Raw genomic sequence first — 17,749 nt, 5'->3', positions numbered from 1 at the left:
CCGCGGCCGCCGGAAGGCGGCGTAACTGGCTGTTTTTCTAAACTTTGCGGATTGGTACGATAATTGCTGCATCCTCAGCCTGTTCCCAACGCTGAGGCGATGATGATGGAAAGTGGCCTTATTAAACAGCCCGCCGTGATGAAAGCGCTGAACGCCAGCGAGGTATGCAACCGGGGCGTGCTGGCCGCCGCAGCCAGCGGCCTGAGCGAATTTATCAGCGAGAAGGGTGGCGACGCCGACCGTATCTTTGGCATGAGCGGCATTGACCCTGAACAGCTGGCCAGCCCGACGCTCAGCCTGGGGTTAATTAACTACTGCCGGGTGATGGAGGAGGCCGCGCGCGCTTCGGGATTTGATAACTTTGGTCTGCACTATGGCAAACAGTTTAAGCCACAGTCGCTGGGACTGATTGGCTACGTGGGGCTTTGCTCCGCAAACCTGGAGCAGGCGCTGCATAATGTGGTGAACGCCTTTCCTTATCATCAGCATAATACCCTGACCCGACTGGTGGATAAGGGCGACTGCTGGCGTCTGGACTATCAGGTACGCCACGGTGCAATACTCTGCCGCCGTCAGGATGCCGAGCTGACGCTGGGCATGTTCCTGAATCTGATCCGCCACGTGGCCGGTAAGCACTGGGCACCGCGTGAAGTTCATTTTGAGCATCCCCGCCCGGGGCAGTGGCATGAACACTGCAAAGTGTTTGATGCACCCGTCTGGTTTGATCAACCCTATAACTCGCTGCTGATCGCCAAACCAGATCTCACCCGGGCGATGCCGGACAGCGATCCGATGCTGCTGACCGTGATGCAGGATGCGATTCGTCGTCTGAACCGTGCCACACCGCAGCAGAGCCTTGCCGATCGCGCCCGTAATCAGGTTCATCTGCTGCTGCTGAAGGGCGAACCGGTACTGGAGGAGGTGGCGGAGAAGCTGGGCATGTCAAGCTGGTCGCTACAGCGGCGGCTGCGAGAAGAGGGCTTAACCTTTAGCACGCTGGTGGACAAAGTGCGGTGTGAAATGGCGACGCATTATCTTCAGCAGCGGCAGCTACCGATTTCTGAAATGGCGCTGCTGCTGGGATACTCGGAAGTCAGCGCTTTCTCACGTGCCTTTCGTCGCTGGTTTGGCATCAGCCCCCGCCAGTGGCGTCAGGATGAGCTGGCCAGCTAAATTGTCTCAGGCGGTGCAATCCGCGTACAGAGCAACGTGGAGCGGTATTCCGCACCGCTTCGCGAGACAGGCCTCAGGAAGCCGCAGGCCTGCCCGGAGCGCGCGCGATAACCATGCGCAGCCAGCACGGCTATCCTGTTCATCAGCGCGGCGCAACAGTGACAATGGTATGACCTGACAGGGTGGGCGGTGGCGGTGGCAGGTTGTCATTGCTGCTGACCAGGCTCCAGGCCTTCAGGCAAAGCGCCTCGTCGCCAGCGGTACTGAGCACGCTATAACGATGATTTTTGCCATACGCTACTTCCAGCGTGCACTGACGGCCTTTATAGCGGGCGGCTTCGGGAAATTCAGACTGGATCCCTTCACGCATAACGTAACTGTACACGCACGCATCCTGCGTAACGCTGCTGCGGATTGCACAAATTTTCTTTCCCTGAGCCTGCCAGTCTGTCAGCGAAGATCGCTCTTTTGGCGCTGACTGACATCCCGCCAGCAGTAGCAACATGCCCGCTGTTCCCATCGCGATAAGTGCGAACCGGTTCCCGTTTGATGCCATTTCTCACCCTGATAGAAAATTTCGAAGTTATCCGCCAGTTTACCGCGTTAGCGAGAGGCTGACAGAGTAATCCGCTGCGGTTGGGAGATTTACAGATTATTCGCGGATTGCAGCGGCAGGACGCACGATGAACAGGATGCAGGATCGCCCATCATGATGGCGATCCTGGTAAGCAAGGATCGCGCGCGTGGCGATCCTTTTGCGGGCAAATAATGTCAGTTAAAGGTGCGTTTTGAACCAGTCGAGCTGGACCTGAATAACGCTGTCAAAATGTGCGCCGCTGTAGACGTCATAATGGTGGGCGTTTTCTTCACAATAAAATTGCTTATCGGTCGCTTTTATCGCGTTATACAGGGCCTGCCCCTGAGCGGCAGGGTTAACGTTATCCTTGCCGGCCACCACGACCAGCGTTGGGCAGGTGACGCGCGCGGCGTTTTCAGCGGGTTTATACTGGAGCGTTTCCCGGACGGTGAGAAAGGGGATCTTGATATCCATCGCCGGATAGCGCGTCTTATTTTCCTCGAAAAATGCCTTTGATTCCTCATCGCTTAGCACGCGCGTGATGTTAACGAACATCTCTTTACCCGACGCGCGCTTTTTGTCTGCCATTTTCGTTAGCGTGGCGATAAAACCTTCTTTCTCCTCCGCCGACATGTGCCGGGTAACGATATCCTCGCCGTCGGCAAAAGCCAGCTGGCTGACAATACAGCGGATATCGGCGTTGTCCGCCGCCGCGCCAAATACGTGGCAGCCGCCAAAGGAGGTGCCCCACAGACCGATACGCTGATTATTAAAGAAAGGGTGCTGTTTCACCCAGTCGATAACCGTAAGAATATCTTCGATCTGCATGGCGGGCTCAAGACGCCCACGCTCGCCTGCACTGTCCCCAAAGCCCCGGTAGTCAAAGGTGATAGTGCAAAATCCTGCCCGGGTAAAAGCTTCAGCAAAGGGCGGCAACAGAATTTCCTGAATGCCGCAAAAGCCGTGGCACAGGATAATGACTGGCAGATTACCCAGCGTAGAGAGGGGTTTTCTGAGCGTCAGGGCAATGCCGTTGTCGAGCTGATGACTGATGGTTTCCATGGTTTACTTCTCCTTAAGTGAACGCTTTCCGACCCGCCGCCGCAATATTAATGCGCGGGAGTTTCCAACTTACTGTAGCCCAGTCCGTTCATTTTACGTACTTTTATCTGAACGGGAATACGTTCTTTCATCGCCTCGACGTGGCTTATCACGCCAATGGTTTTGCCGCTGGCATTGAGCGCATCCAGCGCATCCAGCGCCGTGTCCAGGGTTTGCGCATCCAGGGTGCCAAAGCCTTCGTCGAGAAACAGCGACTCAATGCGCGTTTTGTGGCTGACCAGGTCGGAGAGCGCAAGCGCCAGGGCCAGGCTAACCAGAAAGCTCTCCCCCCCGGACAGGGTGCGGGTGTCGCGCAGGGCGTCGGCCTGCCAGGTATCCACCACCTGTAGCTCCAGCGCTTCACCTGCCTTGCGCTGCAGCATATAGCGTCCGTGCAGACGAATAAGCTGATTATTTGCCAGCCATACCAGGTGATCCAAGGTCAGCCCCTGGGCGAAGCGGCGGAATTTGTCGCCGCCGCTGGAGCCAATAAGGTCATTCAGGCAGCCCCAGTCTTCAACCTGGCGTTCGCTGACGGCAATCTCGCTAAGCATGGCCTGCTGCTGCTGCCGGCGGGCCGCGTCGCTGTTAAGCTGCTGACGCGCTTCGCCCTGGCGCTGGGCATTTTCCCGCAGCGCCCGCGCCGTATCGTCGACCGCGACCTGCAGGCTGCTGGCATCCTCTGGAAACGCCTCCGGCCGGGTCTCAAGCCACTGCGCCAGGTTTTTCTCCGCCTGTTGCAGCAGAGTGGCGGTCTGTTGTCGCCGTGCCTGATGCTCTTTATGCTGGTTCTGCAGCTGCTGGATATGCTCTTCCTCCAGCAGGGCGGCAGTAAACTCAGCTTCGTTGCTAAAAGGGCTGGCCGCCAGCGCCGTATTAAAGGCCTGCTCCCGCTGTGCCAGCCGGTCGGCCAGCGTAGATAACTGCTCAGTCAGTGAATTATGCTGGCCGGTCAGGGTATTTAACTGGTTTTGCTGCTGCTGCCACTGCTGTTGCAGAACCTGACAGGCTTCCGCTCGCAGCGTTGACGTACGTCTGAGCTGCTGCTGCACCTCCGCCGTCTGCTGCTCGCCGAAGGCACGGTGACGCCGCTGTTTGACTTCAGTCAGCTCGGCGGTTTTCGCCTGAAGGCGCTTCTCCAGCCCCTCCAGACTGGCCTGCCTGTCAGCAATGGCTTCGGCCAGCGCCTGCTGCTGGGTAGCCAGCGCGGCCAGCTCAGGGCCAAGGTGAGTTAGCGCCTGCTCCGTCTGCTGCCACTGCTGCCACTCCTCTTCACGGCGTGTTAACCAGCGCTGATGCTCACCGTATTCTGGCAGCGTCAGCCCACATTTATCGAGCGAGGCGGCCAGCGTGGCGCGCTGATGGTCAAGCTGCTGCTGCGCCTGCGTCAGACGCTGCTCGCGCTCATTCAGCATCTGGGTCGCAGTAAGCTGCTGCTGTTCGGTAAGCTGTCGCTGCTGCTGGAGAGCGTTAAGCTTGTTCTGCTGCTGAATCAGCGCATCCTTATGCTCCTGCAGCATTCGGGCGGCCTGCTGAAGCTGGGTGAGCTGCGCCTGAAGGGTGGTTTCCTGCTGCTCCTCCTCGTTCAGCCACGCCGCAACCGACGGCTGCTGTTCCGGTGCCAGCGACAGCGACAGCGCGTTAGCGGTGGTCTGCCACTGGCTGAGCAGGCGGGCGGCATCGGCATCTGCCTCCTGCCGTTCCTGTTTCATCCGTTCGAGCTGCTGCGTCAGGTTTTTGACTTCCACGCCTTTCGCCGTTCCCTGATCATGCAATAGCTGCACGTCAGCGGTGAGCTGCGCGAGGCGCTGCTGCGTCTCTGAGGGCTGCAGGGCCTGATAATCGGCAATGGCGGGGTGCTCACAGGCTCCGCACAGCGGACAGGGCTGCCCGGCAGTCAGCTGTGCGCGGTGCTGTTCCAGGCTGACGATACGTTGTTCAAGCCTGTAGCGCGTATCCAGATCCTGCTGGTGTTGATGCTTCTCTTTCCAGTCGCGGCGTAAGGCCTGTAGCTGTTGTTCTGCCTGCTCCAGCTGCTGCCGCAGGGCCTGCTGCCTCTCTTCCGTTCGCTGGCGACGCGCGGCGAGCTGCTGCCACTGCTGCACCAGCAGCGCCAGGGTTTGCCGAAGTGGGCGCTGCTGATGGAGCCTGGTCAGTTTGGCCTGGAGCGCGGTTTCGGAAACCTGCTGCTGGAGCGTGACGTAGTGTTGTTCAGCCTCGCTGACTTTGCGCTGGGCAAGTTCACTCTGCTGTTGCAGCGGGCGAAGTGTGAGGTCCAGCCGATCGAGCTGCTGCTGCAGGGCGGTAACGGTAAGCTGCTGTTCAGTCCGGCTCTGGTGCAGCGCAGTAAGCGCCTGCTCACTTTGGTGCTGCTGCTCAAACTGCATCCGCCAGGGTTGCAGGGACTCCCCCCAGTCGGCCAGTCGTGCATGGCCCGTCCGCCACTGCTGAAACTGTGCCTGCTGAGCCAGCTTATCCTGCTGCGCCTGCTGATTGGTTTGCAGGGCTGCGCGACGCTGCGTCAGCAAGTGTTGGTACTCACTGACCTCTTTTGTCAGAGCTTCCAGCTCCTGAGCCAGCGTGGCTAACCGGTTATCCAGCGGCACGACCTTATCCGTAATCAGCATCTCCTGCTGCTGACGCTGCATTTCGTGCTGTCGCTGAGCTTCTTCGGCTTTTTGCAGCGCCTGAGTGCTGCTTTCCAGCTGTTCGCGCGCCTGCTGCTGCCGGGTGGACAGCGCCTGCAACTGCTGTTGCAGGTTGTCAGCATCCAGCCTGAGCTGGTTACGCTGCTGCCAGAGGGGCCGTAGCTTTTCCGCTGGCTCCGCGAGTGTGAGTTTACCCAGCTCGGCCTGGGCCGCCTGCCAGCGATCTTCAGAGCGCTGGTGCTCAGCACGGGCGGCGGTAACGGCATCCGTTAGCGCCATCTGCTGACGGTGCCAGTGAAGCAGATGTTGCTGCTGGTGCGAAAGTGAAGTAAGCGCCTGCTCCTCTGCCTCAAGCTGCTGTAGCTGCCCGGTTAACTGCGTAACTTCATCCTCCGTCAGCAGGGAGAGGCCGCTGGCTCTGGCGAGAAGGGTATCAAGCGCGGCGCGGGCACGCTTGTGATGTTCAAAGACGCTGACCGAAACCCGTCCGTAAATCTCCGTGCCGGTCAGTTCTTCCAGCAGCTCCGCGCGTTTGTTGGCAGGGGCGTTGAGGAAGGCGGCAAACTCCCCCTGCGACAGCATCATTGAGCGGGTAAAACGTTCGAAGTCCAGCCCGGTGAGGGCGGTGAGCATCTCCAGCTTATCCTTCACCTTATCGGCAACGATGGTGTTATCGTCGCAGCGGGCCAGCTCGACGCGAGGCACCTGGAGGTTACCCTCCGCTGAGCCGCGCGCGCGGGTCTGGCTCCAGAATGCTCGCCATGCCACGCCTTTAACTTCAAACTCCACTTCGGCGAGGCACTCCGCCGTATCGCGGGTCATCAGGTCGTTTTGCGCGTTCGACAGCTTACCCAGCCGGGGCGTTTCGTGATACAGCGCCAGGCAGATGGCATCCAGCAGGGTGGTTTTGCCTGCACCGGTCGGGCCAGTGATGGCAAATAACCCGTTGCTGGCGAACGGCTCGGCAGTGAAATCGATTTTCCACTCGCCCTTTAGCGAATTCAGATTTTTAAAGCGCAGCGTCAGGATTTTCATAGTGATCCCCGGTGACTTATTTTAGCCAGCGTTAGCGTATTCATGATGGTTCCTGGTGACGGAGTTCAGCCTGCCTCCGAGTTTTCATGAAGGCTCTTCATTTTCCATTTCTGCCAGCGTCTGGCTAAACAGCTGGCTGGCACGGGCCAGCTGCCCGGGATCCCGGCCTGCCTCGGATGCCAGTCGGCGGGCGAACACCTCCTGCACGCTCAGTTCGCTGAGGGTTTCGTTATCCTGACGGGCGAGGGTCTGCTCGCGCTGCTCGCGGCTGCGGCGAAGCAGCACGACGTCAACCGGCAACTGTTCGGTCAGCGTCTGGATACGGCGCTGCAGATCATTCAGCCAGTCCTGGGTCACAATCTCAATATCCAGCCACACCTTTTTGCCATCCTCGCGAGCTTCAATTGCCGCCAGCTGTTGCTCAATCTCTTCCAGCGTGCCTTTGATCATCTGCATGGGTTGAAACAGGGGGATAGTCAGCGGTTCGACGCGGCTCAGTTTCCCCCCGGCGAAATCGACGATAAAGACGCTTTTTTCCTTACCCAGCTCATCAAAACTGAGAGGGATAGGTGAGCCGCTATAGCGAATGTGTTCGGTGTTGGCGATGCGTTGCGCACGGTGGATATGGCCCAGGGCGATATAGTCAGCGGGAGGGAAAGCCTGCGCCGGAAATGCATCCAGCGATCCGATATAGATGTCGCGTACCGCGTCGCTTTTGGTCACGCCGACGGTCGTCAGGTGTCCGGTAGCGATTATCGGCAGCGAGAGGCCAAGGGCGTCGCGCTGTGCCTGCGCCGCCAGCCAGCACTGCTGGTAATGGTGAGTGATGGCCTCCAGCAGGGAGTGCTGTTTTTCATGGCCCGACTGCCCGGCCTGGCTGAGTGTGATATCACGCGGGCGTAAAAAAGGGATGGCGCAGAGCAGGGCACCGGGCTGCCCGTCGTGGGTTTTCAGCAGCAGAACCTGTTCGGCGGGGGTGTCGCTGGCCGCAGCGATAACGGTGGTGTTCAGGCAGGCGAGCAGTTCGCGGGACTCATTCAGGGTGGCTACGGAGTCGTGGTTTCCGCCCACCACCACCAGCTGGCAACCCGCCTGCTGTAGCTTTACGACAAAGCGGTTATAGAGTTCACGCGCATAGCTCGGCGGCGATCCGGTGTCGAAGATGTCGCCAGCGACAATAATAGCATCAGCCTGCTGTTCAACGGCCTGTACCAGCAGCCAGTCGAGGAAGGCCTGATGCTCAGGCGCGCGGCTTTTCGTATAGAAAAACTGTCCAAGATGCCAGTCGGAGGTATGAATAATGCGCATGAAAATCCTTTGGTCAGCAAACCCGATGCGCCGATTATAAACGTCGTGCGGCAAAACCCCAGCCTGAAAGGGATAACCTGACTGATTAAGCGCTAATTTATCGCGCCAGGGGTGCAATGCATTGTGTTATGTGCCCGGTGTAGCAAAGGCTCAGTGCTGTCGCTTACGAGTGGTGCCCGGTGCCTGGCGGTCCTCGCGCCGTGCTTTGCACGGTTCCTTCGCTTCGCTCGTCGACCTTGCGGACCGGGCATGACGTGACATCCCTGTCCCGGCATGCCCTTGTGCCAGCCTCCCTGCTGGCCCATCCGGGTCTTCCTCTCTCCACTCAGCGCTGCGGATTGCCTGTCACCGGGCACCACCCGTCGGCTTACTGCATTGTGCTGGCTGCGGGTAAGGGCGGTGTAGGAGATCCCCGGAAACTCTTCGCCAGATATGAATGTGTACAGGAAATAAGCAATGACCAAAATAGTTAGGATATGAAGAAAATCAGAAGACTGAGAGTGCACAGTTTATTGTGACTGTTTTTTTCGTGGTGCAGATAAATGACCTGAATAGCGGCACCAAAAACTAAATCGAAAAGTGAGCCGAATCCTGCGCGAGAGCAAACCTTAACGGAAACAGGCTCGGAAATCTGCGGACAGATAAACGGTTTTACCGGAGCAGCTCTGCATCCCGCGGACAGATAAACGTTTTTACTCAAAGCGGCCCAGACGGAAGGCCAGGCGAGGGCAGCAGGGATGCTGCACTCAGGGAGCGGCGGGCGGGGATGCCCGCTCGCGACCGGGCCGTCCGGCCTGAAGCCGGAGCCAAAGGCACCATGCGAAGCGTGTAGCTGCGACTCCCGACACCCGCTGGGATTACCCACCGGCAGCGCAGACATTCGTCCCATGCAGCATAATTGCGCCAGGGGCTGGGGCTTTATTCATAAATATGTCATAAAAGTGACGCATAATAGCGCCGCAAGTCTCAGTGTAATCCCGTTACCACAGCAGGAGTAATAATGGCTAAGCGCATTCTGGTGGTTGAAGATGAAACCCCCATTCGTGAAATGCTCTGTTTCGTTCTGGAACAAAACGATTATCATCCGATCGAAGCAGAAGACTATGACAGCGCCATCAACCTGCTCATTGAACCCTGGCCTGACCTGATACTGCTGGACTGGATGCTACCCGGTGGATCGGGAATTCAGCTTATCCGGCACTTAAAGCGTGAAGCCATGACCCGGCATATACCGGTCATGATGCTCACGGCGCGCGGCGAAGAGGAGGATCGCGTTCGCGGCCTTGAGGTGGGGGCCGATGACTACATCACCAAGCCATTCTCACCGAAAGAACTTATCGCCCGCATCAAAGCGGTCATGCGCCGCATTTCACCGATGGCGGTGGAAGAAGCGATCGAAATCCAGGGGCTGAAACTGGATCCCTCCTCTCACCGGGTTATGTCCGATACCCAGCCTGTTGAGATGGGACCGACGGAATATAAGCTGTTGCACTTCTTTATGACCCATCCCGAGCGGGTTTACAGCCGTGAACAGTTGCTTAATCACGTATGGGGCACTAACGTTTACGTCGAAGATCGTACCGTTGATGTGCATATTCGCCGACTGCGCAAAGCGCTCGAACTTACCGGACACGATCGCATGGTGCAAACGGTGCGCGGCACAGGTTACCGTTTTTCCTCACGCTACTGATCTCGCAACGGAGTATCCACCGTGCTGGAACGCCTCTCCTGGAAGAGATTACTGCTTGAACTGCTGCTGGCGTGCCTGCCCGCGCTGGCTATCAGCCTGCTGATCGGCTATCTGCCGTGGCTGCTGCTGCTCTCCGTGCTGGCCCTGCTGGGCTGGCATTTTGCCAACATCCTGCGTCTGTCGCACTGGCTGTGGATCGACCGCAGCATGACGCCGCCAGGCGGGCGCGGCAGCTGGGAACCCCTTTTTTACGGTATTTATCAGATGCAGGCGCGAAACCGCCGTCGACGTCGCGAACTCGGTCATCTGATAAAACGCTTTCGCAGCGGCGCTGAATCCCTGCCTGATGCGCTGGTGCTGACCACCGAAGAGGGCAGCATCTTCTGGTGCAACGGCCTCGCCCAGCAGATGCTCGGTCTGCGCTGGCCCGAAGATAACGGACAAAATATCCTCAACCTGCTGCGCTATCCCGAGTTCACCCGCTATCTGCGCCAGCGCGAATTTACCCGTCCGCTGATGCTGGTGTTAAATAGCCAGCGCCATCTTGAATTTCGCGTTATGTCCTATAGCGAAGGGCAGTGGCTTCTGGTAGCAAGGGACGTCACGCAGATGCATCAGCTGGAAGGCGCGCGGCGCAACTTTTTTGCCAACGTCAGTCACGAGCTGCGTACGCCGTTAACGGTGCTGGGGGGCTATCTTGAGATGATGGAAACGTCAGAGATGGAAGGCGTACGGCGGCAGAAAGCATTACAGACTATGCAGGACCAAGCCCGCCGTATGGATGGGCTTGTGAAGCAGCTGCTGACGCTGGCCCGTATTGAAGCCGCACCCATGCGGGGAAGGGACGAGCAGGTTGATATACCCGCAATGCTGCGGCGGCTGGAGGACGAAGCCGCCACGCTCAGTCAGGGACATCACCTGTTGCAGTTCTCCACCGATCCTCATCTGTGGGTTTACGGTAATGAAGAGCAGCTGCACAGCGCATTTTCTAATCTGGTTTACAATGCGATAAACCATACGCCGGACGGCACGCAGATTGACATTGCATGGCTGAACACGCCGAAAGGGGCTGAGTTCAGGGTGAGGGATAACGGCCCCGGCATTGCGGCAGAGCATATTTCGCGCCTGACGGAGCGCTTCTATCGCGTGGATAAAGCCCGATCGCGGCAAACCGGCGGCAGCGGTCTGGGCCTGGCTATTGTAAAACATGCCCTGAGTCATCATCACAGTCGTCTGGAAATACGCAGCCAGCCGGGAGACGAGACCTGTTTCAGTTTTGTTCTGCCGCCGGAGTTGATTGTCAGCGTTGAATCATCACAGAATGCGCTTCTTCACTGATGCGGATAACAATAATGAAAAAGCTGATTATTGCCGGGCTGCTGCTGTTTAGCCTGCTGGCCCGGGCAAACGAAGCAATGCTGGCGGGGAATTTGAGCAGCGCAGGCTCGGATACGCTGGGTAATCTGATGGCGCTGTGGGGAGAGAGTTTTAATCGTCAGTATCCCGGCGTGAACGTGCAGATTCAGGCTGCCGGCTCCTCCACTGCGCCAACCGCGCTGGCTGCCGGGGCGGCTCAGCTGGGAGCAATGAGTCGTCCAATGCAACAGGGAGAGCGTCAGCTGTTTGAAACCCGCTACGGCTATCCGCCCCTCGCCGTGCCGGTTGCCATGGATGCGCTGGTGGTGATGGTGAATCAGGATAATCCGCTGGCGGGGCTAAATACCCGCCAGCTCGATGCGATTTTTTCCGTTACCCGCCGCTGTGGCGATACCGCCATCATCCGTCAGTGGGGTGACCTCGGACTGACCCAGCCCGGCTGGCGAACGCGGGCGCTTCAGCGTTTTGGCCGCAACTCCGCCTCGGGCACCTGGGGTTTTTTTAAGCAGCAGGCGCTCTGCCACGGTGATTTTCGCAATGATATCGGCGAGTATCCCGGGGCGGCGGCGGTCGCCCAGGCCGTTGCCGCCACGCTGAACGGTATCGGCTATGCCAGTATGGGCAGCCATATCAGCGGGGTTAAAACGCTGCCCATCGCGCGCACAGGGAATGACTGGATCCCGCCTGACGCAGAGAATATTCGCAGTGGCCGCTACCCCTGGGCCAGACCGCTCTATATCTACGTCAACAGGGCGCCAAACCAGCCGCTGGCACCGCTGACTGCCGCCTTTCTGCGGCATATCCTTTCACCGCAGGGACAGACGCAGGTGAATCGGGCAGGTTATCTGGCGCTTTCTGACGCACAGCGTCTGGACGCGCTAAGGCTGGCCGGGCTGGAAACGAAGTAACCCCGGCTTCAGGCAATGGCCCCGGTTGTAAGACACCCGCCTTACCCGACCCTTCTCAACATGAATTTTTTTCAGCTGTGATGAATTTTACTCGTTTGCGCCTGAAACTTTCTCATGACATTCTTGCGTCTGGACATATAGACATCCAGAAGTCTAAAAATAACCCGTTGTAACTATTTCACCGGTAAATTATGCGCCGTGCGCGCAGGCCAGGAGTAACCTAACATGCAAAGAGATTCCGCTCAGTACCGTGCCGAAGTGGTCGGCAGTTTTCTGCGTCCCGCCGCAATTAAAAAAGCACGTGAGCAGTTCCAGAACGGTGAAATCAGCGCCGAAGAGCTGCGTCATACTGAGGATAAGGCCATCCGTGACGTCGTGGAATATCAACGTGCCTGCGGCCTTAAGGTGGTGACTGACGGCGAATTCCGCCGTGCCTGGTGGCACTTCGATTTCTTTGACGGCCTGGAGGGCGTGGAGCTTTATGAAGCAGAGCAGGGTATCCAGTTTAACGGCGTGCAGACCAAAGCACACAGCGTACGCGTCACGGGCAAGCTGGGCTTTGGTCAGCATCCTATGCTGGAAGATTTCCGCTATCTGAACAGCATCAGCGGTGACGCCATGGCGAAAATGACCATTCCCAGCCCTAGCGTGCTGCACTTCCGCGGCGGCCGTAAGGCGATAGACGCCACCGTCTATCCCGATCTGAATACCTATTTTGACGATCTGGCGCAAACCTATCGCGATGCGATTCAGGCTTTCTATAACGCGGGCTGCCGCTACCTGCAGCTGGACGATACCGTCTGGGCGTATCTCTGCTCCGAAGACCAAAAGGCACAAATCCGCGAGCGCGGCGAAGACCCTGAAGAGCTGGCGCACATCTATGCGCAGGTGCTCAATAAGGCTCTCGAAGGCAAGCCCGAGGATCTCACCATCGGTCTGCATGTCTGCCGGGGTAACTTCCGATCGACCTGGATTTCGGAGGGCGGCTACGAGCCCGTAGCTGAAATTCTGTTTGGCAGCGTAAATATTGATGCATTCTTCCTGGAATACGATAACGAGCGCGCCGGTGGCTTTGAGCCGCTGCGCTTTATCAAACCGGGCAGACAGCAGGTAGTGCTGGGGCTGATCACCACCAAAACGGGTGAGCTGGAAGATCCGCAGACGGTGAAAAAACGCATTGCGGAAGCCGCGCAGTTCGTCAGCCCCGACCAGATTTGCCTCAGCCCGCAGTGCGGCTTCGCTTCGACGGAAGAGGGTAACAGCCTGAGCGAAGCACAACAGTGGGAAAAGCTGCGGCTGGTGGTCGATATCGCTAAAGAGGTCTGGTAAACGCCGCAAAGGGTCACAAAGGCGCGCCAGGGTGCGCCTTTTGTGCCTTTATGAGGTCGGTAAAGCAGGAAAACCCCCTGAGCTGCCTGCAAATCATACAAATCATGTAAGGCAACCAGCCGATAAACTGAACAGATTCACTGGATAAGCTTTTTTTTACGCTATATCACTCTGCATTCCCGATCCCGTATTGCCTTTCTCCGCTATAAACGGTTTACTTAGCGCCGTTTTTACATTATCCCCCGTTAGAAAATCAAAATCAGCGTACATTCGCTGCCAGAGCGACGTTGGGTCAATATATTTCCCTGTATCGGTTTGATAAGGCGGTGTTTTCAGCGCACACGGGGCGATATTTCTGACATCACGATTCCACTTAACACCAGTACAGGCAGCTTCGCTGATTATGACAAATCGATTATCTTCTAAAGACATCCTCGCGCTGGGCTTTATGACCTTTGCCCTGTTTGTGGGGGCAGGTAATATTATTTTTCCACCTATGGTGGGTATTCAGTCGGGCGCACACGTCTGGATCGCAGCAATAGGCTTTCTGATTACCGCCGTTGGCCTGCCGGTGATTACGGTCATTGCGCTGGCGCGCGTGGGCGGCGGCATCGACGCACTTAGCACGCCGATTGGCAAAGCCGCCGGTTTGGTACTGGCGACCGTGTGCTACCTGGCCGTCGGCCCGCTGTTTGCTACGCCGCGCACCGCGACGGTCTCTTTCGAGGTGGGTATTGCTCCTCTGACCGGTGACGGCTCATTACCGCTTTTGATCTACAGCCTGATCTATTTTGCGCTGGTTATCGGTATCTCTCTCTATCCCGGTAAGCTGCTCGATACCGTCGGTCATTTTCTCGCGCCGCTGAAAATTGTGGCGCTGGCCATTCTGGGGATTGCCGCGCTGATCTGGCCTGCCGGGGGGGTGGCACCGGCCACGGATGCCTATCAACAGGCGGCCTTTTCTACCGGCTTCGTCAATGGCTATCTGACCATGGATACCCTTGGCGCGCTGGTGTTTGGCATTGTGATTGTCAATGCCGCACGTTCTCGCGGCGTCAGTGAAGCTAAGCTCCTGACGCGCTATACCGTCCTGGCGGGGCTGATCGCGGGTGTGGGCCTGACGCTGGTCTATCTGACGCTGTTCAAGCTCGGCTCCAACAGCGCGGGTCTGGTTGAACAAAGCGCCAACGGTGCCGCTATCCTTCACGCTTACGTGCAGCAGACCTTTGGCGGCATGGGAAGCACTTTTCTGGCAGCGCTGATCTTTGTAGCCTGTATGGTAACGGCAGTAGGGCTGACCTGCGCCTGCGCGGAGTTCTTTGAGCAGTATCTGCCGCTGACCTACCGTCAGCTGGTATTTATTCTCGGCCTGTTCTCCATGCTGGTATCTAACCTCGGTCTGAGCCATCTGATTCGCATCTCTGTCCCCGTGCTAACCGGTATCTACCCGCCCTGCATCGTGCTGATCCTGCTGAGCTTTACCCTGCGCTGGTGGAACAAAAGTAGCCGCATTATCGCACCAACAATGCTTATCAGCCTGGTGTTCGGCATTATTGATGCCATCAAAGCCGGTGAGCTGACGTCCATACTGCCCGCGTTTGCCCAGCATCTTCCGCTGGCAGAGCAGGGGCTGGCGTGGCTGCCGCCTTCACTGGCGATGCTGGTCGTGGCCGCTATCTATGACCGTGTTCGCGGTGGTCAACCCGCTAACGTGCCGCAACAGTAATCGATCATCCGTCTTCCCCGTCGTTAATGCGTCGGGGAGGCAAACGTAGCAGGATCAGAAACAGAGAAATGACAAAAAATACGCTCAAGAAGGGACTGAGTACCCGACACATTCGCTTTATGGCGCTGGGATCGGCAATTGGTACCGGGCTTTTTTACGGCTCGGCTGATGCCATGAAAATGGCCGGCCCGAGCGTTATCCTCGCCTATATTATCGGCGGGGCTATTGCCTACATTATTATGCGCGCGCTGGGTGAAATGTCGGTGAATAACCCCCAGGCCAGCTCGTTTTCACGTTATGCGCAGGACTATCTGGGTCCGCTGGCGGGCTATATCACTGGCTGGACCTACTGCTTTGAAATCCTGATTGTCGCGATTGCCGACGTGACCGCTTTCGGCATCTATATGGGCGTGTGGTTTCCGGACGTCCCACACTGGATCTGGGTGTTGAGCGTGGTGCTGATTATCGGCGCGATCAATATGGCGACCGTGAAGGTATTTGGTGAAGTGGAGTTCTGGCTGTCGCTGTTTAAGGTCGCCACCATTATCATCATGATCGTGGCCGGGACAGGCATTATCTTCTGGGGCATTGGTAACGGCGGTCAGGCCACCGGCATCCATAATCTATGGACCAACGGCGGCTTTTTTGCACACGGCGTGATCGGCATGGTGCTGTCGTTGCAGATTGTGATGTTCGCCTATGGCGGGATAGAAATTATTGGTATCACCGCCGGTGAAGCGAAAGATCCTGAAGCCTCAATTCCCCGTGCGATCAATACCGTTCCGCTGCGTATTCTGGTGTTTTACGTGGGTACGCTGTTCGTGATTATGTCGATCTTCCCCTGGAATCAGGTTGGTACCAACGGCAGCCCCTTTGTGCTGACTTTCCAGCATATGGGGATTGCCGCCGCTGCGGCTATTTTAAATTTTGTGGTTATCACCGCTTCGCTGTCGGCTATCAACAGTGACGTCTTTGGCGTCGGCCGCATGCTGCACGGTATGGCTGAACAGGGGCATGCGCCAAAAATGTTCGCCACGGTTTCACGTCGCGGCATCCCCTGGGTAACGGTGCTGGTGATGATGATAGCGATGCTGGTCGCGGTTTATCTTAACTATCTTATGCCGGGCAAAGTGTTCCTGGTGATCGCTTCACTGGCGACCTTTGCCACCGTCTGGGTATGGATAATGATCCTCTTCGCTCAAATTGGCTTCCGCCGGACGCTGAGCAAAGAGCAGGCGCGGGCGCTGAAGTTCGCCATGCCTGGCGGTACGTTCACTGCGATGGTGGGCGTACTGTCGCTGGCCTTTATTATCGGCCTGATTGGCTACTTTCCGGATACGCGTGTGTCGCTGTATGTTGGGGTAGGCTGGATTGCGCTGCTGCTGGTGAGCTGGCTGTTTGTGAAGAAGAAAGTAAGCGCTCAGTAACCTCTGTTATGCAGTCCGGCAACGTTTCGTCTGGCTGCGCTGAACCTTATATTAAAAAGGGCCGGATTATGTCCGACCCTTTTTAACAGATTGCTCGATCTTCCCTGTTCGTCCGACCAGCGCGCCGTTCAGGTAACTTTTCTCCTGCGTTCGTCTCCATAAAACACAAACCAAATATCTTTGCCCCTTGCCCGATATTTTACTCAGAACGCATTATTCCTGAGACGGAAAGAGCCCGTGATACGATCCCATATCTCCACCAGTTCGGCATCGCTGTAAGTCAGCAAACTATCACCGCTCGCAGGCATGATCTCGTTACTCAACGTCAGGTCAAGATTGGGATGTCTGAAATCCGCCGTTTTCTCATTGGCGATAGCAGTAAACATTAACTGTTTTGACGGATTATCGGATGATTTTTGTGGCGGGGCAGTGATAAGCCATTCGCTGGTATCAAAACCGGCAATCTGCGTTTGCCCCTTCCGCAGCGTCCGTCCGTCAACACTGCGAATATAAGACTGAATTTCACCGCTTCGCTCCAACATGGTGGTGCTTTCTTTTAAGGTATTATTGCTCCAGACAGCAAAAGAAAAGACCGGATTATGCGGATAGACAAAGGTAATATCTTCCTTCGGCTTCCCGTTCCCGTCGCGAATAAACCCTTGCGAAATACAGGTACCCGGCTGCGTCGGGATTTCATCGTCTTTTCGCCCGCTCAGACGGGACATTAAATCCTGTAGCTCCGCCAGTTTCTGCAGCTTGGTGTTAAGATCGCCAGCATTGACGCCAGCATTGATGAACTCGTCCTTATCTTTTTGATACCTGGGGTCTGTTAAATCGGTAATCTCCTGAGTGAGGATAAATGCCACCCCGTCAATATACAGGTGCCCTTCCAGAACACGCCCAAACCCCGCTGCACTCTCATTTTTATTACGATCAAAGATCACCGCCTTCTCACTCAGCCGGTACACCTGCTTAAGAAAAGGTCGATCTATCGGGTCAACCGTATGGCTGTTTTTCAGCACCTCCTCCCGCAGCCGGATACGCTGCACAAACGCCGGCCGGTAGAGCCGCCTGCTGCTGATACTGACCTCATTAATCTGGGCGCGGTCCGTCAGGGTATTTTCAAACGAGGCGGGAACCTCAAACACGTAGCGCCCCACGCACTGGACTTTGGTGGTGGTAAACAGGGTATCGACCATACGTTTTTCCTTGTCCGTTAACGCCGGCGGCGTATGCACAAACGTCACATAGTTATAAATATAAAATCCGGCCGCCAGCAGTATCATCGCCAGCGGGATAAGCAGGGGAAGCGGGATTTTTTTCATGGGGCCGGCACCTGCTGCACGATTTTCACCACCGAGCGGACCGTGAACATCAGCGCGTCGGACAGGTCGCTGTAAACCGAGCGGGAGCGGTCCACGGGGTCTACGGCATAGGCACCCTCATGGTC

Annotated in this window: 12 protein-coding genes; 7 read left to right on the top strand and 5 right to left on the bottom strand. The window is 57.1% G+C overall.

Annotated features, from left to right (window positions below; translation table 11 throughout):
- Positions 1-105 precede the first annotated feature (105 nt).
- Positions 106-1,173 (top strand): AraC-like transcriptional regulator QhpR, encoded by a 1,068-nt coding sequence (gene qhpR / locus ACLRGG_RS16605; protein ID WP_416250807.1) that lies wholly within the window; start codon positions 106-108, stop codon positions 1,171-1,173.
- Positions 1,174-1,315: 142 nt separating this feature from the next.
- On the opposite strand, the gene ACLRGG_RS16600 is transcribed toward qhpR, so the two are convergent.
- From ACLRGG_RS16600 to sbcD, 4 genes are all read right to left on the bottom strand, one after another.
- A complete protein-coding gene (locus tag ACLRGG_RS16600) occupies positions 1,316-1,729 on the bottom strand; it encodes a cell envelope integrity TolA C-terminal domain-containing protein (RefSeq protein WP_416250806.1) in 414 nt (137 codons plus the stop codon).
- A gap of 219 nt (positions 1,730-1,948) precedes the next feature.
- Positions 1,949-2,812, bottom strand: a complete 864-nt coding sequence (gene uilS / locus ACLRGG_RS16595) for a UilS family quorum-quenching N-acyl-homoserine lactonase (protein WP_416250805.1) — start codon at positions 2,810-2,812, stop codon at positions 1,949-1,951.
- Between the two features lie 47 nt (positions 2,813-2,859).
- On the bottom strand, positions 2,860-6,534 hold the full coding sequence (locus ACLRGG_RS16590) for an SbcC/MukB-like Walker B domain-containing protein (RefSeq protein ID WP_416250804.1): 3,675 nt from the start codon (positions 6,532-6,534) through the stop codon (positions 2,860-2,862).
- Positions 6,535-6,618: 84 nt separating this feature from the next.
- Complete coding sequence (gene sbcD, locus ACLRGG_RS16585) at positions 6,619-7,842, bottom strand: exonuclease subunit SbcD (protein ID WP_416250803.1); 1,224 nt, start codon at positions 7,840-7,842, stop codon at positions 6,619-6,621.
- Positions 7,843-8,842: 1,000 nt separating this feature from the next.
- Between sbcD and phoB the strand changes: the two genes are divergently transcribed.
- The 6 genes from phoB to proY all read left to right on the top strand — a co-directional run bounded on the left by phoB (position 8,843) and on the right by proY (position 16,299).
- Entirely contained in the window at positions 8,843-9,532 is a 690-nt protein-coding gene (phoB, locus tag ACLRGG_RS16580) for a phosphate response regulator transcription factor PhoB (protein WP_416250802.1), read from the top strand.
- Positions 9,533-9,553: 21 nt separating this feature from the next.
- Positions 9,554-10,870, top strand: a complete 1,317-nt coding sequence (gene phoR, locus ACLRGG_RS16575) for a phosphate regulon sensor histidine kinase PhoR (protein WP_416250801.1) — start codon at positions 9,554-9,556, stop codon at positions 10,868-10,870.
- A gap of 14 nt (positions 10,871-10,884) precedes the next feature.
- On the top strand, positions 10,885-11,817 hold the full coding sequence (locus tag ACLRGG_RS16570; protein WP_416250800.1) for a PstS family phosphate ABC transporter substrate-binding protein: 933 nt from the start codon (positions 10,885-10,887) through the stop codon (positions 11,815-11,817).
- Positions 11,818-12,042: 225 nt separating this feature from the next.
- A complete protein-coding gene (locus tag ACLRGG_RS16565; protein WP_416250799.1) occupies positions 12,043-13,146 on the top strand; it encodes a cobalamin-independent methionine synthase II family protein in 1,104 nt (367 codons plus the stop codon).
- 403 nt (positions 13,147-13,549) lie between these two features.
- The gene (gene brnQ, locus ACLRGG_RS16560; RefSeq protein WP_416250798.1) at positions 13,550-14,872 is read left to right on the top strand and encodes a branched-chain amino acid transport system II carrier protein; all 1,323 of its coding nucleotides are present in this window, start codon (positions 13,550-13,552) and stop codon (positions 14,870-14,872) included.
- Between the two features lie 68 nt (positions 14,873-14,940).
- Complete coding sequence (proY, locus tag ACLRGG_RS16555; protein ID WP_416250797.1) at positions 14,941-16,299, top strand: proline-specific permease ProY; 1,359 nt, start codon at positions 14,941-14,943, stop codon at positions 16,297-16,299.
- A gap of 203 nt (positions 16,300-16,502) precedes the next feature.
- Here proY and ACLRGG_RS16550 read toward each other — a convergent pair whose 3' ends face one another.
- Positions 16,503-17,624 carry a Tli4 family immunity protein gene (locus ACLRGG_RS16550; RefSeq protein ID WP_416250796.1) on the bottom strand — a complete coding sequence of 374 codons (1,122 nt, stop codon included), beginning with the start codon at positions 17,622-17,624 and terminating at the stop codon, positions 16,503-16,505.
- Positions 17,625-17,749: the final 125 nt, after the last annotated feature.

Source organism: Erwinia sp. PPS120 (assembly GCF_047918655.1).
GTDB lineage: Bacteria > Pseudomonadota > Gammaproteobacteria > Enterobacterales > Enterobacteriaceae > Erwinia > Erwinia tasmaniensis_A.
Note: the sequence above shows the minus strand (reverse complement) of the source record. Positions and strands in the feature narration are given on the sequence as shown.

What these genes read in the sequence shown, in the direction of transcription:
- ACLRGG_RS16600 (WP_416250806.1), bottom strand. Translation starts at nt 1,729, where the DNA reads ATGGCATCAAACGGGAACCGGTTCGCACTTATCGCGATGGGAACAGCG.
- uilS (WP_416250805.1), bottom strand. Translation starts at nt 2,812, where the DNA reads ATGGAAACCATCAGTCATCAGCTCGACAACGGCATTGCCCTGACGCTC.
- qhpR (WP_416250807.1), top strand. Translation starts at nt 106, where the DNA reads ATGGAAAGTGGCCTTATTAAACAGCCCGCCGTGATGAAAGCGCTGAAC.
- brnQ (WP_416250798.1), top strand. Translation starts at nt 13,550, where the DNA reads ATGACAAATCGATTATCTTCTAAAGACATCCTCGCGCTGGGCTTTATG.
- ACLRGG_RS16590 (WP_416250804.1), bottom strand. Translation starts at nt 6,534, where the DNA reads ATGAAAATCCTGACGCTGCGCTTTAAAAATCTGAATTCGCTAAAGGGC.
- sbcD (WP_416250803.1), bottom strand. Translation starts at nt 7,842, where the DNA reads ATGCGCATTATTCATACCTCCGACTGGCATCTTGGACAGTTTTTCTAT.
- ACLRGG_RS16570 (WP_416250800.1), top strand. Translation starts at nt 10,885, where the DNA reads ATGAAAAAGCTGATTATTGCCGGGCTGCTGCTGTTTAGCCTGCTGGCC.
- phoB (WP_416250802.1), top strand. Translation starts at nt 8,843, where the DNA reads ATGGCTAAGCGCATTCTGGTGGTTGAAGATGAAACCCCCATTCGTGAA.
- ACLRGG_RS16565 (WP_416250799.1), top strand. Translation starts at nt 12,043, where the DNA reads ATGCAAAGAGATTCCGCTCAGTACCGTGCCGAAGTGGTCGGCAGTTTT.
- ACLRGG_RS16550 (WP_416250796.1), bottom strand. Translation starts at nt 17,624, where the DNA reads ATGAAAAAAATCCCGCTTCCCCTGCTTATCCCGCTGGCGATGATACTG.
- proY (WP_416250797.1), top strand. Translation starts at nt 14,941, where the DNA reads ATGACAAAAAATACGCTCAAGAAGGGACTGAGTACCCGACACATTCGC.